Below are 16,336 nucleotides of genomic sequence, written 5' to 3' on the forward strand. Positions count from 1 at the left end.
CGATCCTCTGGCTATGGTGTACGTCGGCCAGCGGTGAGGAGAGCGGTGCAGCAGGTAGTTATCGGCGGCCGGTACCGCCTGCTCGACCTCGTGGGTCGCGGCGGCATGGGCCGGGTCTGGCGTGCCAAAGACGAGATGCTTGACCGCGACGTCGCGGTCAAACAGGTCGTCCCGCCGGCGGTGCTGGCCGGGGAGGAGCGCGACGAGCTGCGTTCCCGCACGCTGCGGGAGGCGCGCACGACGGCCCGGCTCAACCACCCCAACGTGGTCCGGGTCTACGACGTGGTGCCCGTCGACGGCGACCCGTGGCTGATCATGGAGTACGTGCCGTCCCGGTCGTTGCAGAACATCCTGGACGCGTCCGGGCCGCTACCACCCCGACGGGCCGCGGCGATCGGGCTGGCACTGCTGGCCGCGCTGCGCGCCGCGCACCACGCCGGGGTGCTGCACCGCGACGTCAAGCCCGCCAACGTGCTCATCGCCGACGACGGGCGGGTGATGCTCACCGACTTCGGGCTCGCCGTCTTCGACGGCGGGGACGGGGCGATGACCCAACCGGGGCTGGTACTCGGCTCCCCGCAGTTCGTCGCCCCGGAGCGGGCCGCCGAGGGTGTCTCCAGCGTGGAGGCCGACCTGTGGTCGCTCGGCGCGACCCTGCACGCGGCCGTCGAGGGCAAATCGCCGTACGCCCGCAGCACCGCGATGGCGACGCTGAGCGCCCTGGCCACCCGGCCGCCGGATCCGGCGCCGCACGCCGGACCGCTGCGGCCGGTCCTGGCCGGCCTGCTCCGCCGGGACCCGCGGCACCGCATCGACCACGACGAGACGCAGCGCCGCCTGGCGAAGGCCGCCGCCCCGGGCGCCGACCCCTCCCCCATCGTGGTCGCCTCACCGGCGACGGTGGTCCCGTCGGTCGGGCCGGTCGGGCCGGTCGGGCCCGTCGAGGCGGACCGGATGGTCGTGCCGGGCTGGACGTCGGGGCCCCCGGGACGGAACGGGCCGAAGCGGAACGGGCCGACGCGGAAAGGCTCCAGGCAGAACGGACCGAAGCGGAACGGGCCGACGCCGGAGGGGCCCACGCGGGACGCGCCGGCGTGGAAGGAACCGACGTGGGACAGGCCGACGCTGGCCGGGCCGTCGGACGCCGCCACGCTGGCCGGGCGACGCTGGCCGCTGGTCGTGGCAGCCGTGGCGATCGTGCTGCTGGTCGCGCACACCGTCGCCTTCGCGCTGTTCAGCCCCCACGCCGCCCGCAGGGCGGCACCCCCGGACACGCCGGGGGCGACGCCGAGCCCGTCGGCGGCCGGACCGGTGCTGCCGCCGCTCGGTGCGGGTGTCCCGCCCCCGCCCTTTCCCTGCCTGCGGCCCTACCCCTTCGGCGAGCCGCCGACGACCGTCCCGCCCGCACCGGACGAGCCGCTGCGCCCGCCGGAGGGCTGGGCCTGGTACGCCGACCCCGCCGGGTTCCGGCTCGCCGTGCCGCCCGGCTGGCGGCACTACCGGGACGGGACCGCGGTCTGCTTCCAGGACCCGTCCGCCCGCCGGATGCTGACCATTTCCCCGGCCGATGACCCAGACGTCACTCCGCTGGCTCAGCTGCGTGCCAACGAGCGCCGCGCGCGGGCCGCGGGCGCCCTCCCCCGGTACGTGAAGATCCGGCTGGCGGAGGTGGCCGACCGGGGGGCGGAGTGGGAGTGCGCCTGGGACGCGCCGATGGGCGCGCGACTGCGTGGGGTGCAGCTCATCCCCCGCAGCACCCGCTCGTGGTCGCTGGCCTGGAGCGGCCCCGACGCGGGATGGGCCGCCGGCGCGGCCGAGCGGGAGACGATGCGGTCCAGCTTCCGGGCCGACGGCACGGCGTGAGCCGACTCGGCCAAGCACGTGGCGACCGGATCGCGACGCCTTCCCCTGTGGACCGTCCGGGTGATTGCTCCCCGGCGGCGACTCTGCCACAGTGGCGTAGTTTGTGGATCAAGATCCCTGGGGAGGGCGAGACGTCATGATGGGACCGTCCCACGCACTGTCGGGCGCGGCGGTGTGGCTGACCGGCTCCTGGGCGCTCGATCAGTTCGCCGACTACCAGCAGTCGCCGCTGGCCCTCGCCGTCGGCACCGCGGTCTGCGCCGGAGGCGCGCTCTTCCCCGACCTCGACCTGTCCGGCAAGGTGACCCGCAACCGGGGCGGGGCCACGGTCGCGCGCACCTTCGGGGTGGTCAGCCTCTTCGTCGCCGAGGTGATGGAGAAGATCTCCCTCGGCGTCTACTACGCGACCAAGCTCAGCAAGGACCCGCGCCGCAACAACGGCCACCGCACCCTGACCCACACCATCCCGTTCACCGTGCTGGTCGGCTGGGGCACCACCGCGCTCTGCGCCGCGTACGGCAAACCGGCGGTGGTCGGCATCCTGTTCTTCATGTTCGGGCTGGCCCTGCGCGGGCTGTTCGACCGGTGGGCGGAGCGCGCGGGCTGGGTGATCGTGACCCTGGCCTCGGCCGCCGCCGCCTGGTTCACGTTCGCCAACCTCCCCGGCGACCGGGGGTACCCGCTGATCGGGCTGGCCGTCGGGGTGGGCTGCTTCGTGCACATCCTCGGCGACATGATCACCCGCGCCGGGGTGCCGATCCTCTGGCCGATCCCGATCAAGCGCCGGATGTGGATGATGGTCGGCCTGCCGAACAGCATCGCCCTGCGCACCGGCAGCAAGACCGAGGTGATCGTGCTGCGCGGCGTGCTGACCGCCCTGTCCGTGCTCGCGGCGGTGGGCCTGGTCGCCCCGTCGGTGCTGCGCAAGTTCAACATCGAGATCTGACCCACCCCCACCAGCCCCGTCGCCGGGCCGGCCGCGTTCTCGACGCGGAATCGGCCCGGCGACCCATTTTCGTCATCGGCTATTGACGCCCTCGTAACACGTGACCTACGGTCTGTCGAAACGCTTCGACTAAGCGCTTCGACGCAGGTCAGAAGCCTGTCGGCCAGCCGGTGAGGGAGGTGCGCGATGGCCACGATGCACGACGTCGCCCGGCTCGCGCGGGTCTCCGTCAGCACGGTGTCGTACGTGCTCACCGGCGCCCGCCCCATCTCCCAGGCCACCCGGGAGAAGGTCCGCGCCGCGATGGCGGAGCTGGACTACCAGCCGCACGCGATGGCCCGGGGGCTGGCCAGCCGGCGCAGCCGCATCCTCGGCCTGCTCCTGCCGATCGACGAGCGCGGCATGGGCGCCACCGAGACGGCCTTCGTCACCGGCGCAGCCTCGGCGGCCAGCGCGGCGGGCTACCACCTGGTGCTCTCCCCCGTCGACGCCGACGACCTCGACGGCCTGCGGCGACTGGCCAGCCAGCGCATGCTCGACGGCGCGTTGCTGATGGAGGTGCAGCTCGAAGACGACCGGGTGGCCGTGCTGCGGGAGGCGGGCGTGCCGCTGGTCCTCATCGGCCGCACCGGCGACACCACCGGCCTGTCGTACGTCGACATCGACTTCGATCGCACCGTGCGCGACGCCGTCGCACACCTCGTCGGCCTCGGCCACCGCCGCATCGTCTACGTCAACCACTCGGCCACGACCATCGCCGAGGGGTACGGCCCGGCGCTGCGCACCCGCGACGCGTTCGCCGCGGCGATGGCCGAGCACGGGGTCGAGCCGCTGATGATCCCCGCGGAGGACAGCGCGGCCGGCGGGCGGGCGGCCCTGGACACGGCGTTCGACCGGGCCCCCGACCTGACCGCGGTCCTCGCCATGAACGAGAGCGCCGTGTTCGGCATCCTCAGCGGGCTGGCCGGCCGAGGCCTCACGGTGCCCGACGACGTCTCGGTCGTCTCCATGGTCACCTCGCCGCAGGTCGCCGAGCTGGCCACCCCGGCGCTGACCGCGATGACGTCGCCCGGTTCGGCGCTGGGGCGCATCGCGGTCGAGGCGCTGCTGTGCCACCTGGAGCAGGACAGCGCCCCGATCCACCAGCAACTGCTGCCGTGCACATTGGAGGTCCGCGGTTCCAGCGGGCCTTCCGGTCGTCCGACGGGGGACGCCGCCGGGGACGACGAGCAAGAAACACAGCCCGCCGCCGCGCTGCCACGCGACGGCGGGCCTAGAGGAGTACCCGCTCGATACTCACGAGGAGAATGGTAATGCAACGATTCCGCACAGTCGTCGCGGCGGTGACCCTGGCCGTCGCCGCGACGGTTTCCCTGACCGCCTGCGGTGACGACGCCGACGAGGGCGCCAGCGGCGCCAAGGTGCTCAAGCTCTGGCACTACGAGGGCGAGACCAGCGCCATGGGCGTGGCGTGGGACAAGGCGATCGAGGTCTTCAAGCAGGAGCACCCCGGCGTCGAGGTGCGCTTCGAGCGCAAGGCGTTCGAGCAGATCCAGCAGAACGCCGGAATGATCATCAACTCGTCCGAGGGCCCGGACATCATGGAGTACAACAAGGGCAACGCCACCGCCGGCCTGTTGTCCAAGCAGGGCCTGCTCACCGACCTCACGGCCGAGGCGACCAAGCGCGGCTGGGACAAGGCGCTCAGCCCCAGCCTGCAGACCACCGCCAAGTACGACGACAAGGGCGTGATGGGCTCCGGCAACTGGTACGGGGTGCCGAACTACGGCGAGTACGTGATGGTCTATTACAACAAGGACCTGTTCGACAAGTACGGGGTGAAGGTCCCCACCACCCTCGACGAGCTGACCGCCGTGATGGACACCTTCGTCGCCAAGGGCGTCACCCCGCTGGGCACCGCCGGCGCCGAGTACCCGGCCGGGCAGCTCTTCTACGAGCTCGCGCTGGCCAAGGCCGACCGGGCGTTCGTCGACAACTACCAGCTCTACAAGAACCCGGTGAACTTCAAGGCCGACCCACTCAAGTACGGCGCGGACACGTTCGCCGAGTGGGTCCGCAAGGGCTACGTCGGCAAGGGCACCGCCAGCGCCAAGGCCGAGGACATGGGCACCGCGTTCATCGCCGGCAAGACCCCGATGATCGTCTCCGGAAGCTGGTGGTACGGCCGGTTCAAGAGCGAGATGAAGGCGAACTGGGACAGCTTCCTGTTCCCCGGCAACAAGCTGCACGCCGGCTCGTCCGGCAACATCTGGGTGGTCCCGGCGACCAGCAAGGCCAAGGACCTGGCGTACGACTTCATCGACATCACCATGCGCCCGGAGATCCAGGCCCTGATCGGCAACAACGGCGGCGTCCCGGTGGCCGGCGACCCGACGAAGATCGCCGACGCCAAGGACCGCAAGCTGATCGAGAACTTCAACGCGATCAGCTCCACCGACGGCCTTGCCTTCTACCCGGACTGGCCGGTCCCCGGCTACTACGACGTGCTGGTCTCCGGCTTCCAGGGCCTGATCAACCAGTCCAAGTCTCCCGATCAGGTGCTCGACGCGATCGCCAAGCCGTACGACGAGGGCGTCGCGGAGATCAAGCGCGGCTGACGAGGACGCCCGGCGGGCGCGTGCTGAGCGACGCGCCCGCCGGCGCACCGGAGGGATCACCATGGCTGCATCCGACGCCCTCGTCACCCGACGCCGGGCCACACCCACCCCGAAAGCCGGCAGGGGCCCGCGCCGTCGGCGTGGCGACGCGGCGTACTGGCTGTACCTGCTGCCCGGCGCGGTGCTCTTCGCGTTGGTCATCGGCGGGCCGCTGCTGTTCACCGGCTACCTGTCGCTGACCCGCTGGTCCGGCATCGGCGATCCGACCTTCGTCGGGCTGGAGAACTACCAGCGCCTGCTCGACGACACCGTGTTCTGGCAGTCGTTCCGCAACACCCTCGCCATGATCGTGGCGATGGTCGTGGTGCCCACCGCGGTCGGGCTGGTGCTCGCGGCGGTGCTGTTCGACACCATCGGGCGGCGGTTCAAGCCGCGTACCGCCAACGCGCTGCGGGCCGCGTTCTACCTGCCGCAGGTGCTGCCGGTCGTGGTGGCCGGCATCGTGTGGGGCTGGATCCTGCGCCCCGACGGGGCCCTCAACGGGCTGCTCGACGCCGTCGGGCTGGGCGCGCTGTCCCACGACTGGCTCGGCGACCCCGACACCGCCCTGCCGGCGGTGATGGGCGTGATGATCTGGGTGCAGATCGGCTACCCGGTGGTGGTGTTCATGGCCGCGTTGCAGCGGGTGGACCCCGAGTTGTACGAGGCGGCGGAGATCGACGGCGCGGGCTGGGCCCGCCGGTTTTGGGCGATCACCCTGCCGCAGATCCGGCCGGAGACGTTCGTCGTCGCGCTCACCTGCACCATCGCCGCGATGAAGGTGTTCGGGCCGATCTACGCGCTGACCCGGGGCGGCCCGGAGAATGCCACCAACGTGCCGTCCTACTTCGCGTACTACACGTTCTTCAAGAAACTCCAGGTCGGGTACGGGTCGGCGATCTCGACCGTGCTGACGCTGATCATCGTGGTGGTGGCGCTGCTGTTCATCCGCGCGCAACACCGCGCCGAACGACGGGACGGGGGCGCCTGATGTCCGTCACCATCACTCCCCCCAAGGCCCCCACGGCCTTCGCGAAGCCCGGCCGCCCCGCCCGGGTGCCCGATCGGCACCACCGGGGCATCGGCCGGTGGATCGTGCTGGCCGTGGTCACCGCCGGGGCGCTGGTCATGCTGGTGCCGTTCGCGTTCATGCTGCTCAACGCGTTCAAGGCGCCCGGGCAGTACTCGACGGACGGGCCGCTGAGCTGGCCGTCGGAGTTCTACACCCAGGGCCTGCGGACGTACTGGACGCGGGTCGACTTCCCGCAGAAGCTGTGGAACTCCACGCTGATCGCCGGCTCGGTCGCGGTGCTCGCGGTCGCCGTGTCGCTGCTCAACGCGTACGCGCTGGGCATCGGCCGGGTCCGCGGCCGGCTCTGGATCGTCGGGGCGTTCCTGCTGGCGAACATGCTGCCGCAGGAGTCCCTGGTGTACCCGCTCTACTACTTCGCCAAGGAGGCCGGCCTCTACAACACCAGACTCGTCGTGATCATCATCTTCACGGTCATCCAGAGCGCGTTCGGCACGTACCTGCTCGCCTCGGTGCTCGGCACGTTCCCCAAGAGCCTGCTGGAGGCGGCGGCGCTGGACGGGGCCGGCAAGTGGACGATCCTGTGGCGGGTCGTCCTGCCCAACGTCCGGCCCACCCTCGCCGTGCTGCTGGTCTTCTTCTTCATCTGGACCTGGAACGAGTTCCTCATCCCGCTGGTGATGCTCATCGACAACCAGACCCAGACCATCCCGGTGGCCCTCGCGTCGTTGCAGGGTGACCGGCTGATGGACGCCCCCACCACCAACGCCGGGGCGCTGATCAGCCTCGTCCCGGCGATCGTGTTCTTCCTCATCTTCCAGCGCACGCTGAGCCGCGGCATCACGGTAGGAGCCGAGAAGTGAAGTTCACCGACGGGTACTGGCAACTGCGTCCGGGGGTCACCGTCCTGCGCCCCGGCACAGTCGAATCGGTGGAGCCGGACGAACGCGGCTTCACCGTCTTCGCGCCGACCGGTCAGATCACCGGGCGGGGCGACACCCTCAACCGCCCGGTCGTCACCGTCCAGTTCTTCTCCCCCGCCCCGGGCGTCATCGGGGTGACCGTCGGGCACCACTCCGGCGGGCTGCCGAAGCAGCCGCGCTTCGACCTGGCGGCCGGCGACGACCACCCGGTCACCGTCGAGGTCACCGGTGTCAGCGCGGCACTGACCACCGGCGAGCTGACCGCCCGGGTCACGCTGGTCGACCGGTGGCGGGTCGACTTCCTGCGCGGCGATCGCCTGGTCACCTCGTCCACCGAGCGCAGCGTCGGCATCGTCACCGACGGCGAGGGCCGCCACTTCGTCCACGATCGGCTGGCGCTGGGCGTCGGGGAGACGATCTACGGCCTCGGCGAGCGGTTCGGCCCGTTCGTCAAGAACGGCCAGACCGTCGACATCTGGAACGCCGACGGCGGCACCGCCAGCGAGCAGGCGTACAAGAACGTGCCGTTCTACCTCAGCAGCGCCGGCTACGGCGTCTTCGTCGACCACCCCGAGCACGTGTCGTTCGAGGTCGGCTCGGAGGTCGTCTCGCAGGCCCAGTTCAGCGTCGAGGGACAGTCGCTGACCTACTACCTGATCGACGGGCCCACCCCGAAGGACGTGCTGCGCCGCTACACCGCGCTCACCGGCCGCCCGGCCCGCGTCCCGGCCTGGTCGTACGGGCTGTGGCTGTCGACGTCGTTCACCACCTCGTACGACGAGAAGACCGTCGCCGAGTTCATCGACGGGATGGCCGAGCGGAACCTGCCGCTGTCGGTGTTCCACTTCGACTGCTTCTGGATGCGGCAGTTCCACTGGGTCGACTTCGTCTGGGACCCGGCGACCTTCCCCGAGCCGGAGGGGATGCTGCGCCGGCTGCACGAGCGCGGCCTGAAGGTGTGCGTCTGGATCAACCCGTACATCGCCCAGCGTTCCTACCTGTTCGAGGAGGGCCGCCGGGCCGGCTACCTGGTGCGCAACCCCGACGGGTCGGTCTGGCAGTGGGACAAGTGGCAGGCCGGCATGGCGCTTGTCGACTTCACCAACCCCGACGCGGTGGCCTGGTTCTCCGGCAAGCTCAAGGTCCTGCTCGACATGGGCGTCGACTGCTTCAAGACCGACTTCGGCGAGCGCATCCCCACCGAGGTGGTCTGGCACGACGGGTCGGACCCGCAGCGGATGCACAACTACTACGCCTACCTCTACAACAAGGCGGTCTTCGAGCTGCTGGAGTCCGAACGCGGCGTCGGCGAGGCGATCGTGTTCGCCCGGTCCGCCACGGCCGGCGGGCAGCAGTTCCCGGTGCACTGGGGCGGCGACTGCGAGTCGACGTTCGTGGCGATGGCCGAGTCGCTGCGCGGCGGGCTGTCGCTGTCGGCGTCCGGGTTCGGGTACTGGAGCCACGACATCGGCGGCTTCGAGGGCACCCCCGACCCTGCGGTGTTCAAGCGGTGGATCGCGTTCGGGCTGCTCTCCTCGCACTCCCGGCTGCACGGCTCCGGCTCGTACCGGGTGCCGTGGGCGTACGACGACGAGGCCGTGGAGGTGCTGCGCCACTTCACCCGGCTCAAGCTGCGCCTCATGCCGTACCTGGCGGCGGCGGCCGAGGAGGCGCACCGCGACGGCGTGCCGGTGATGCGGCCGATGGTCGTGGAGTTCCCGGACGACCCGATGGCCGCCTACCTGGACCGGCAGTACATGCTCGGCCCGGACGTGCTGGTCGCGCCCGTGATGAGCGCCGACGGCGAGGTCACCTTCTACGTGCCGGCCGGCACCTGGACGCACCTGGTCAGCGGCGCGCAGCTCACCGGGCCGGCCTGGGTGACCGAGAAGCACGACTACGACAGCCTGCCGGTGCTCGCCCGCCCGGGTGCGGTGATCCCGTTCGGGTCGACCGACGACCGGCCCGACTACGAGTGGGCCGACGGCGTACGGCTGCGGCTGTTCGCACCCGTGGCCGGGCAGCGGACCCGGGTGCGGATCCCCTCGCCCGGCGGCGGCCCGGGCGCCGAGTTCGAGGTGCGGTACGACGACGCGACGGCCGGAGTCGAGCTGGTGGCCGGCGCGTCGTCCGGGTACGGCTGCGACGTGGTGGGATCGGAGGCGAACCGGTGACCAGGGTCTTTCCTGAGGGCTTCGTGTGGGGCTCGGCGACGGCGGCATACCAGATCGAGGGCGCGGCCACCGAGGACGGGCGGGGCCCGTCGATCTGGGACACCTACAGCCACACCCCGGGCCGCACCCACAACGGGGACACCGGCGACGTGGCCGCCGACCACTACCACCGGTGGCCCGAGGACCTGCGGCACATTGCCGAGCTGGGGCTCGCCGCGTACCGGTTCTCGATCTCCTGGCCCCGGGTGCAGCCCGGCGGCTCCGGCGCGTTCAACCGGGCCGGGCTGGACTTCTACTCCCGCCTGGTCGACGGGCTGCTGGAGCGGGGCGTCCGGCCGGTGGCCACCATGTACCACTGGGACCTGCCGCAGGAACTGGAGGACGCCGGCGGCTGGCCGGCCCGGGACACCGCGCTGCGATTCCAGGAGTACGCGGCCGGCGTCGTCGAGGCGCTCGGCGACCGGGTACACACCTGGACGACGTTCAACGAGCCGTGGTGCTCGGCGTACCTCGGCTACGGCTCCGGGGTGCACGCGCCGGGGCGCACCGAGCCGGCCGGGGCACTGGCCGCCGTACACCATCTCAATCTGGCCCACGGTCTGGCCGGCCGGGTGGTGCGCGAGCTGGTGCCGGCGGCGGAGCTGTCGGTGACGCTGAACCTGCACGTGATCCGGCCGGCGTCGGGCTCGGCGGCCGACGCCGACGCGGTGCGCCGCATCGACGCACTGGCCAACCGGGCGTTCCTCGGCCCGATGCTCGACGGGGCGTACCCGGCCGACCTGCTCGCCGACACCGCGAAGGTGACCGACTGGTCGTTCGTGCGCGACGGCGACGAGCAGACGATCGCGGTGCCGCTGGACGTGCTCGGGGTGAACTACTACTCGACCACCCTGGTCCGGGCCTGGGACGGTGTCTCGGCCCGCTCGGACAACGACGGGCACGGCAGCTCGGCGCACACCCCGTGGGTCGGCGCCGACGACGTGGACTTCCTGCCGCAGCCGGGCCCGTACACGGCGATGGGCTGGAACATCGAGCCCGCCGGCATGACCGAGCTGCTGCTGCGGCTGCACCGGGAGCACCCCGACCTGCCGCTGATGATCACCGAGAACGGCGCGGCGTTCGACGACGTGGTCACCCCCGACGGCCGGGTCCACGACGAGCGGCGGCTGGACTACCTGTACCGGCACATCGACGCGGTCGGCGCGGCCATGGACGCGGGCGCGGACGTGCGCGGGTACTTCGTCTGGTCGCTGCTGGACAACTTCGAGTGGGCGTACGGCTACGACCGGCGCTTCGGCATCATCCGGGTCGACTACGACACGCAGGAGCGGATCTGGAAGGACAGCGCCCACTGGTACCGGGGCCTGGCCGGTACGGGCCGGCTGGAGCCGCCGGCGGGCGGCCGAGGCGTGGTGGCGTCGTCAGCCTGAGCGTCCTCAGCGGAGCTGCTCGTCCGCCCGGCGGGCGAGCAGCTCCGGCCGGCGGCCGGCGGTTGGTGAAGCGATCGGGCCACACAATCCACAGGTACGGCTCGCAGAACATCGTCATGCCCGGGCACAAGGAGATCAACGAACTCTCCGCCCGGGCATTCTGCGCACCCTGGGGCATGGGCGGGTAGGCGCAAGGTTCGCAGGCGCGGGCCTGACCTGTCGAGGATCAGGATCCGGCGAGCATGGTGGACAGCCCTGCGATGGTGGTTTGGTTGACGAAGCGGTAGTAGTCCTCGCGCTGACGGGCTGCGGTCTCGCCGCCCTGCGCGAACGGGGTGATGAACGCCTCGGCCAGCACGGCGACCCCGGGGCTGTGGGCGGCGGCTCGGCGGAACTCTTCCATCATCGAGGCATGGTCCCTGGGGCCGTCGTCCTCGTGGACGAGACGCTCGTCCCCGATCGAGATGGTGAGCATGGCGTTGTTGAGTAGCGCGGCGTAGGCCAGGCCGGCGCGGTCGCCGAATCCGGCGCGTTGAAGGACCCTGACCCCCGCGTCGATGACGGGGACGACCGAGGGGAAGGTCGGTCCGTGCATGAGGAGCCATTTGGCGACTCCGGGGTGCGAGGAGACGGCCGGGTAGCTGGAGTCGAGCAGTTCGCGGAACCATGCCTGCCATTCGAGGTCGACGGGCGGCGTGACGAGCGTGGCGAGCACGCGCTCGACGACATGGCGTGCGATGCGGTCCTTCCCGCCGACGTGGTGGTAGATCACGGACGGCGCGACGTTGAGCCGGCGGCCGAGGTCGCGGATCGACCAGCCGAAGAGGTGAGACTCGCGGGTGAGATCGAGGGCGGCGTCGATGACGCGATCGGGCGTGAGGCCCACGTGGAACGGGGCTGAGGACGTCTCGGGCACGTCGGCATCTTCCCAGGTTCCGTCCGCAACATCACCCGAACAGTCGATTAGGCAAGCCTGGCCTAATCCGTAGACTTCGAAGCTGATTAGAACAGTGTTCAATGCCACTGTTGAAAGTCGTTTTCACTAGCGGTAGACAGGAACGTACCGGACAGAGGGGGCCTCGATGGCGGCGCAGCGGCGGCACACCGACGGCGGTGGAGTGCGAGCGCCGCGCGACGATTTCTTCGCACCGGTCAGGGGCAGCCTCGCGGGCATCGTCGCGCTCAGCCTGGTCGGCGCCGTGACCAGCGTGATTCCGTTCATCGCCATCGTCGAGCTCGCGCGCGCCCTGCTGCCGGCCCGGTCCGGCAGCGACGTGGACGACTCCCGGGTCTGGACCGTCGTGGCCGTGGCGGTGGTGGCGCTGTTCGTCAGCTTCGGCGCCGCGTTCTCGTCCGGGATGGTGAGCCACCTGGCCGACGCGGAGCTGCAACTGTCGCTGCGTCAGCGGATCATCCGGCACCTCCAGCGTCTACCGCTGGGCTGGTTCGACGCGCGCACCTCCGGAACGGTACGCAAGATGGTCGAGAACGACGTCATCGCGCTGCATCAGCTCCTCGCCCACGCGATCCAGGACGTCGTCACCGCGATCACGGTGCCCGTCATCGGCATCGTCTACCTCTTCGTCGTACAGTGGCAGCTCGCGCTGGCCGCGTTGGTGCCGGTCGTGCTGTCGGTCATCCTGTACGCGCTGATGATGCGGGGCGGCGCGGAGAAGTTCGCGCAGTACGACGCGGCGACCGAACGCCTCTCGGGGGCGACGGTCGAGTTCGTCCAGGGCATCGCTGTGGTGAAGCGGTTCGGGCAAATCGGGCGCAGTCACCGCCGTTACCGCGACCAGATGCGCCAGTACGTCGACTTCATCGGGCAGTGGACCCGGGAGGCCGCGGCGCTGCAGAGCGTCACCGAGGTCGTCACCTCCCCGGTGGTCGTGCTCGTCTACCTGCTCGCCGTCAGCACCGGGCTCGTGTCGACCGGCGCCGCAGAACCCATCGACGTGTTGCCGGGCCTGCTGCTCGGCCTGGGCTTGACCGGCCCGCTGATGAAGCTCGGCTCCTCGGCACAGTTTCTGCGCAACGCGGCCAAGGCGCGGGAGTCCCTCGCCGCGTTCTTCGCCCTGCCGCCGGTGGCCCAGGCCGACTCACCCGCGATGCCGCACGGTCACGAGGTCGGCTTCGAGCGTGTCTCGTTCAGCTACGACGGGCAGCACCGGGTGCTGCACGACATCGCCGCGACCTGCGCCCCCGGCACGGTGACGGCGCTGGTCGGTGCCTCCGGCTCGGGCAAGTCCACCCTGGCCAAGCTGGTTCCGCGGTTCTACGACGTCGCGGAAGGGCGGGTGACGATCGGCGCCGCGGACGTCCGGGAGATCCCGTCCGACCGGCTGTATCGCGAGGTCGGGTTCGTGTTCCAGGACGTTCAACTGCTTCGCACGAGCCTGCGCGACAACATCAGGCTCACCCGCCCCGACGCCACGGACGAGGAGGTCCAGCGTGTGGCGCAAGCGGCCCAGATCCACGACCGGATCCTGCGCTTCGAGCGCGGCTACGACGCCGTCGTCGGCGAGGACGCGAACCTGTCCGGCGGCGAGGCGCAGCGGGTGACGATCGCCCGCGCCCTGCTCGCCGACGCGCCGTTGCTCGTGCTCGACGAGGCGACCGCGTTCGCCGACCCGGACTCGGAGGCCGCGATCCAGGCCGCGCTCGGCACGCTCACCGCGAACCGCACCGTCCTGGTCATCGCCCACCGCCTGCACACCATCGTCGGCGTCGACCAGATCCTCGTCCTCGACGGCGGCCGGGTCGTCGAACGCGGCACCCACGCGCAACTCGTGGCCGCCGACGGGCGGTACGGGCGGATGTGGGCCGACTACCAGGCGAATCGCGCACGCTCCCTTCCGGAAGAGGTCAACGGATGATCCGGCGTCTGCTGCGGTACTCGTCCTCGCGGGCACGCCGCTTGCTCCTCGCGGAGTTGGGGTTCATCGTCGCCACGGCAGTGCTCCAAGGCGTCGCCTTCGTCATGCTCGTACCGTTGCTGCGCGCATTGTTCCTCGAGGACATGGCGGCCGTACGGTCCTGGCTGATCGCCCTCACCGCGGTCGGCGCCGCCTACGCGGTGGCGTTCTGGTTTGCCAGCCAGATCGGCATGAAGGCCAGCACCGCCGTGCTGTCCTCGCTGCTGGAGCGCCTGGGCGACCGGCTGGTGGAACTGCCGATGGCGTGGTTCGGCACGGACCGGTCGGGGCTGATCGCCGACATCGCCACACGCGGGGCGATGTTCGTGTCCTCGACGCCGTACTCGACCGTGCGGCTCATCCTCACCGGGTTCATCACGCCGGGCACGGTGCTCGTCGGCATGGTCTTCCTCGACTGGCGCCTCGCGGTGGCGATGGCGGCGACGGTGCCGGTCATGTGGTTCGCGTTCCGATGGTTGCGCACGAGCATGGAGCGCGACGACGTCGAGCACGCGGCGTCGGTCGCCGAGGCGTCGAACCGCGTGATCGAGTTCGCGCGCGTCCAGCCGGCGCTCCGCATGGCCGGCACCCACTCCGTCGCGGACCGGCTGGTCGAGGACGCGCTGCAGCACCAGCACCGGGCATACCGCGGACTCCTCATCACCGGCGGCGCGGGCATCGCGACCTTCGCCGGGGTGGTGCAGCTCGCCCTGACCGTCATCATCGTGCTCGGCGCCTACCTCGCCGTCGGCGGCTCACTCGAGCCCGCCACGCTCATCGCCCTGCTCGTGCTCGGTGTCCGGTTCACCGAACCGATCTCGAACTCGGGGGCGCTCGGCGGCGGCGTCGCGGTCGCGACCACCACCTTGAACCAACTCGACGACCTCTCCGCTGTCACCGCACTGCCCGAACCCACGACCCGGGGCACGCCCGCGGACTGGGGGATCGCGTTCGACGACGTCACGTTCGGCTACGGCGGCGACCCGGTCCTGCGGCACCTGTCGTTCACCGCTCCGGCGGGGCGGATGACGGCGATCGTCGGACCGTCCGGCTCGGGCAAGACGACGATCATCAAGTTGATGGCGCGCCTCTACGACCCGGAGAGGGGAAGCGTGTCGATCGGCGGCGTCGCGGCCCCGCAACTGGGCACCGACGTGGTCGAAGCCGCGGTCGCCCCCGTCTTCCAGGACGTCTACCTCTTCGACGACACGATCCTCAACAACGTGTGGATCGGCAATCCCGACCTCGACCGAGAGCAGGTCATCGCCGCGGCCACCCGCGCCCGCGTCGACGAGATTGTCGCGCGCCTGCCGCAGGGCTGGAACACCCGCGTCGGCGAAGGAGGCTCCAACCTGTCCGGCGGCGAGCGGCAGCGCGTCTCCATCGCCCGGGCGCTGCTGAAGGACGCGCCGATCATTCTGCTCGACGAGGCCACCGCCGCGCTCGACATCGGCAACGAGATCGCCCTCTCCGATGCCCTCGACGCCCTCCGCTCCGACCGCACCATGATCGTCGTCGCCCATCGACTTTCGACGATCATGACCGCAGACCAGATCCTCATGCTCGACGGCAACGGCGGCATCCAGGAGGCCGGCACCCACGCCGAACTCCTCGCCGCCGGCGGCGCCTACGCCCACTACTGGCGAGAGCGCGTCGACGCCACCGGCTGGCAGCTCGCCCCACACGACTGACCACCACCCTCCCCGTACCGGAAGGACCCCTCATGAGTGACGACACCCTGTCCGTGCCCACGAGCACACCGCCCGCCCCGACGGCGCAGCGCCCCAGGCTCACGCTGACGCTCAGCGCCCGCGACCTGCTCAACGTGGCGATCTTCGCGGTGATCTACTTCGTGATCGTCTACGCGATCGCCATGCTCGGCATCATCAGTCCGCCGGCCATGCTGCTCACCCTGCCACTGAGCGTCATCGCCGCCGGCGTGCCGTACATGCTCTTCCTCACCCGGGTGAAGCACGCCGGACCGGTGACCCTGTTCGCGATCGCCGTCGGCGGGCTCTATCTGATCTCGGGGCACCCGTGGATCAGCACTCTGCTCACGATCGGCGTCGCGGTCGTCGCGGAGGTCATCCTGTGGGCAGGCCGGTACCGGTCCTACTGGAGCGCGATCCTTGCGCACGCGGTGTTCTCACTGTGGTACATCGGGCCGATGCTCCCGCTGCTGATGAACCGCGCCGAGTACCTGAACTCGCCCGGCATGCGGAACATGGGCCAGGACTACGTCGACGCCTTCGACCAGACGGTGTCGGTCACCGCCGTGTGGATCTACAACGCCTCGACCTTCGTGTGCGGACTGCTGGGCGGGCTGCTCGGCGCCTTCCTGCTCAAGAAGCACTTCACCCGGGCCGGACTGGCCTGACCAACCGGTGAACACGAACTT

12 protein-coding genes are annotated in these 16,336 nt (G+C 70.7%); 11 read left to right on the top strand and 1 reads right to left on the bottom strand.

Annotation, left to right across the window (positions count from 1 at the left end):
* Window positions 1-45: 45 nt before the first annotated feature.
* The 8 genes from MCAG_RS05225 to MCAG_RS05260 all read left to right on the top strand — a co-directional run bounded on the left by MCAG_RS05225 (window position 46) and on the right by MCAG_RS05260 (window position 11,023).
* Window positions 46-1,863 carry a serine/threonine-protein kinase gene (locus MCAG_RS05225; RefSeq protein ID WP_036372412.1) on the top strand — a complete coding sequence of 606 codons (1,818 nt, stop codon included), beginning with the start codon at window positions 46-48 and terminating at the stop codon, window positions 1,861-1,863.
* 136 nt (window positions 1,864-1,999) lie between these two features.
* The gene (locus MCAG_RS05230; RefSeq protein WP_007071929.1) at window positions 2,000-2,809 is read left to right on the top strand and encodes a metal-dependent hydrolase; all 810 of its coding nucleotides are present in this window, start codon (window positions 2,000-2,002) and stop codon (window positions 2,807-2,809) included.
* A 186-nt stretch (window positions 2,810-2,995) separates the two neighbouring features.
* Complete coding sequence (locus MCAG_RS05235) at window positions 2,996-4,123, top strand: LacI family DNA-binding transcriptional regulator (RefSeq protein ID WP_085986105.1); 1,128 nt, start codon at window positions 2,996-2,998, stop codon at window positions 4,121-4,123.
* Window positions 4,123-5,427 (top strand): ABC transporter substrate-binding protein, encoded by a 1,305-nt coding sequence (locus tag MCAG_RS05240; RefSeq protein WP_007071931.1) that lies wholly within the window; start codon window positions 4,123-4,125, stop codon window positions 5,425-5,427. The genes MCAG_RS05235 and MCAG_RS05240 overlap by 1 nt, the downstream gene beginning before the upstream one ends.
* 61 nt (window positions 5,428-5,488) lie before the next feature.
* Window positions 5,489-6,457 carry a carbohydrate ABC transporter permease gene (locus MCAG_RS05245; protein ID WP_007071932.1) on the top strand — a complete coding sequence of 323 codons (969 nt, stop codon included), beginning with the start codon at window positions 5,489-5,491 and terminating at the stop codon, window positions 6,455-6,457.
* The gene (locus MCAG_RS05250; protein WP_036372415.1) at window positions 6,457-7,359 is read left to right on the top strand and encodes a carbohydrate ABC transporter permease; all 903 of its coding nucleotides are present in this window, start codon (window positions 6,457-6,459) and stop codon (window positions 7,357-7,359) included. Before MCAG_RS05245 ends, MCAG_RS05250 begins: the two co-directional genes overlap by 1 nt.
* Window positions 7,356-9,593, top strand: coding sequence for an alpha-xylosidase (gene yicI, locus MCAG_RS05255; RefSeq protein WP_007071934.1), 2,238 nt, complete (start codon window positions 7,356-7,358; stop codon window positions 9,591-9,593). The genes MCAG_RS05250 and yicI overlap by 4 nt, the downstream gene beginning before the upstream one ends.
* Entirely contained in the window at window positions 9,590-11,023 is a 1,434-nt protein-coding gene (locus tag MCAG_RS05260) for a GH1 family beta-glucosidase (protein WP_007071935.1), read from the top strand. The genes yicI and MCAG_RS05260 overlap by 4 nt, the downstream gene beginning before the upstream one ends.
* A gap of 226 nt (window positions 11,024-11,249) precedes the next feature.
* Here MCAG_RS05260 and MCAG_RS05265 read toward each other — a convergent pair whose 3' ends face one another.
* Window positions 11,250-11,939 carry a TetR/AcrR family transcriptional regulator gene (locus MCAG_RS05265; RefSeq protein WP_007071936.1) on the bottom strand — a complete coding sequence of 230 codons (690 nt, stop codon included), beginning with the start codon at window positions 11,937-11,939 and terminating at the stop codon, window positions 11,250-11,252.
* A gap of 166 nt (window positions 11,940-12,105) precedes the next feature.
* On the opposite strand from MCAG_RS05265, the gene MCAG_RS05270 reads away from it, so the two are divergent.
* Genes MCAG_RS05270 through MCAG_RS05280 form a run of 3 tightly spaced genes read left to right on the top strand, consistent with a single transcriptional unit; the run spans window position 12,106 to window position 16,315 of the window.
* Window positions 12,106-13,899 carry an ABC transporter ATP-binding protein gene (locus MCAG_RS05270; protein ID WP_007071937.1) on the top strand — a complete coding sequence of 598 codons (1,794 nt, stop codon included), beginning with the start codon at window positions 12,106-12,108 and terminating at the stop codon, window positions 13,897-13,899.
* Window positions 13,896-15,629, top strand: coding sequence for an ABC transporter ATP-binding protein (locus MCAG_RS05275; RefSeq protein ID WP_007071938.1), 1,734 nt, complete (start codon window positions 13,896-13,898; stop codon window positions 15,627-15,629). The genes MCAG_RS05270 and MCAG_RS05275 overlap by 4 nt, the downstream gene beginning before the upstream one ends.
* 32 nt (window positions 15,630-15,661) lie before the next feature.
* Entirely contained in the window at window positions 15,662-16,315 is a 654-nt protein-coding gene (locus MCAG_RS05280; protein WP_007071939.1) for an MptD family putative ECF transporter S component, read from the top strand.
* Window positions 16,316-16,336 lie beyond the last annotated feature (21 nt).

The organism is Micromonospora sp. ATCC 39149 (assembly GCF_000158815.1).
Classification (GTDB): Bacteria; Actinomycetota; Actinomycetes; order Mycobacteriales; family Micromonosporaceae; genus Micromonospora.

What these genes read in the sequence shown, in the direction of transcription:
- MCAG_RS05250 (WP_036372415.1), top strand. Translation starts at nt 6,457, where the DNA reads ATGTCCGTCACCATCACTCCCCCCAAGGCCCCCACGGCCTTCGCGAAG.
- MCAG_RS05235 (WP_085986105.1), top strand. Translation starts at nt 2,996, where the DNA reads ATGGCCACGATGCACGACGTCGCCCGGCTCGCGCGGGTCTCCGTCAGC.
- MCAG_RS05280 (WP_007071939.1), top strand. Translation starts at nt 15,662, where the DNA reads ATGAGTGACGACACCCTGTCCGTGCCCACGAGCACACCGCCCGCCCCG.
- MCAG_RS05245 (WP_007071932.1), top strand. Translation starts at nt 5,489, where the DNA reads ATGGCTGCATCCGACGCCCTCGTCACCCGACGCCGGGCCACACCCACC.
- MCAG_RS05230 (WP_007071929.1), top strand. Translation starts at nt 2,000, where the DNA reads ATGATGGGACCGTCCCACGCACTGTCGGGCGCGGCGGTGTGGCTGACC.
- MCAG_RS05270 (WP_007071937.1), top strand. Translation starts at nt 12,106, where the DNA reads ATGGCGGCGCAGCGGCGGCACACCGACGGCGGTGGAGTGCGAGCGCCG.
- MCAG_RS05240 (WP_007071931.1), top strand. Translation starts at nt 4,123, where the DNA reads ATGCAACGATTCCGCACAGTCGTCGCGGCGGTGACCCTGGCCGTCGCC.
- MCAG_RS05275 (WP_007071938.1), top strand. Translation starts at nt 13,896, where the DNA reads ATGATCCGGCGTCTGCTGCGGTACTCGTCCTCGCGGGCACGCCGCTTG.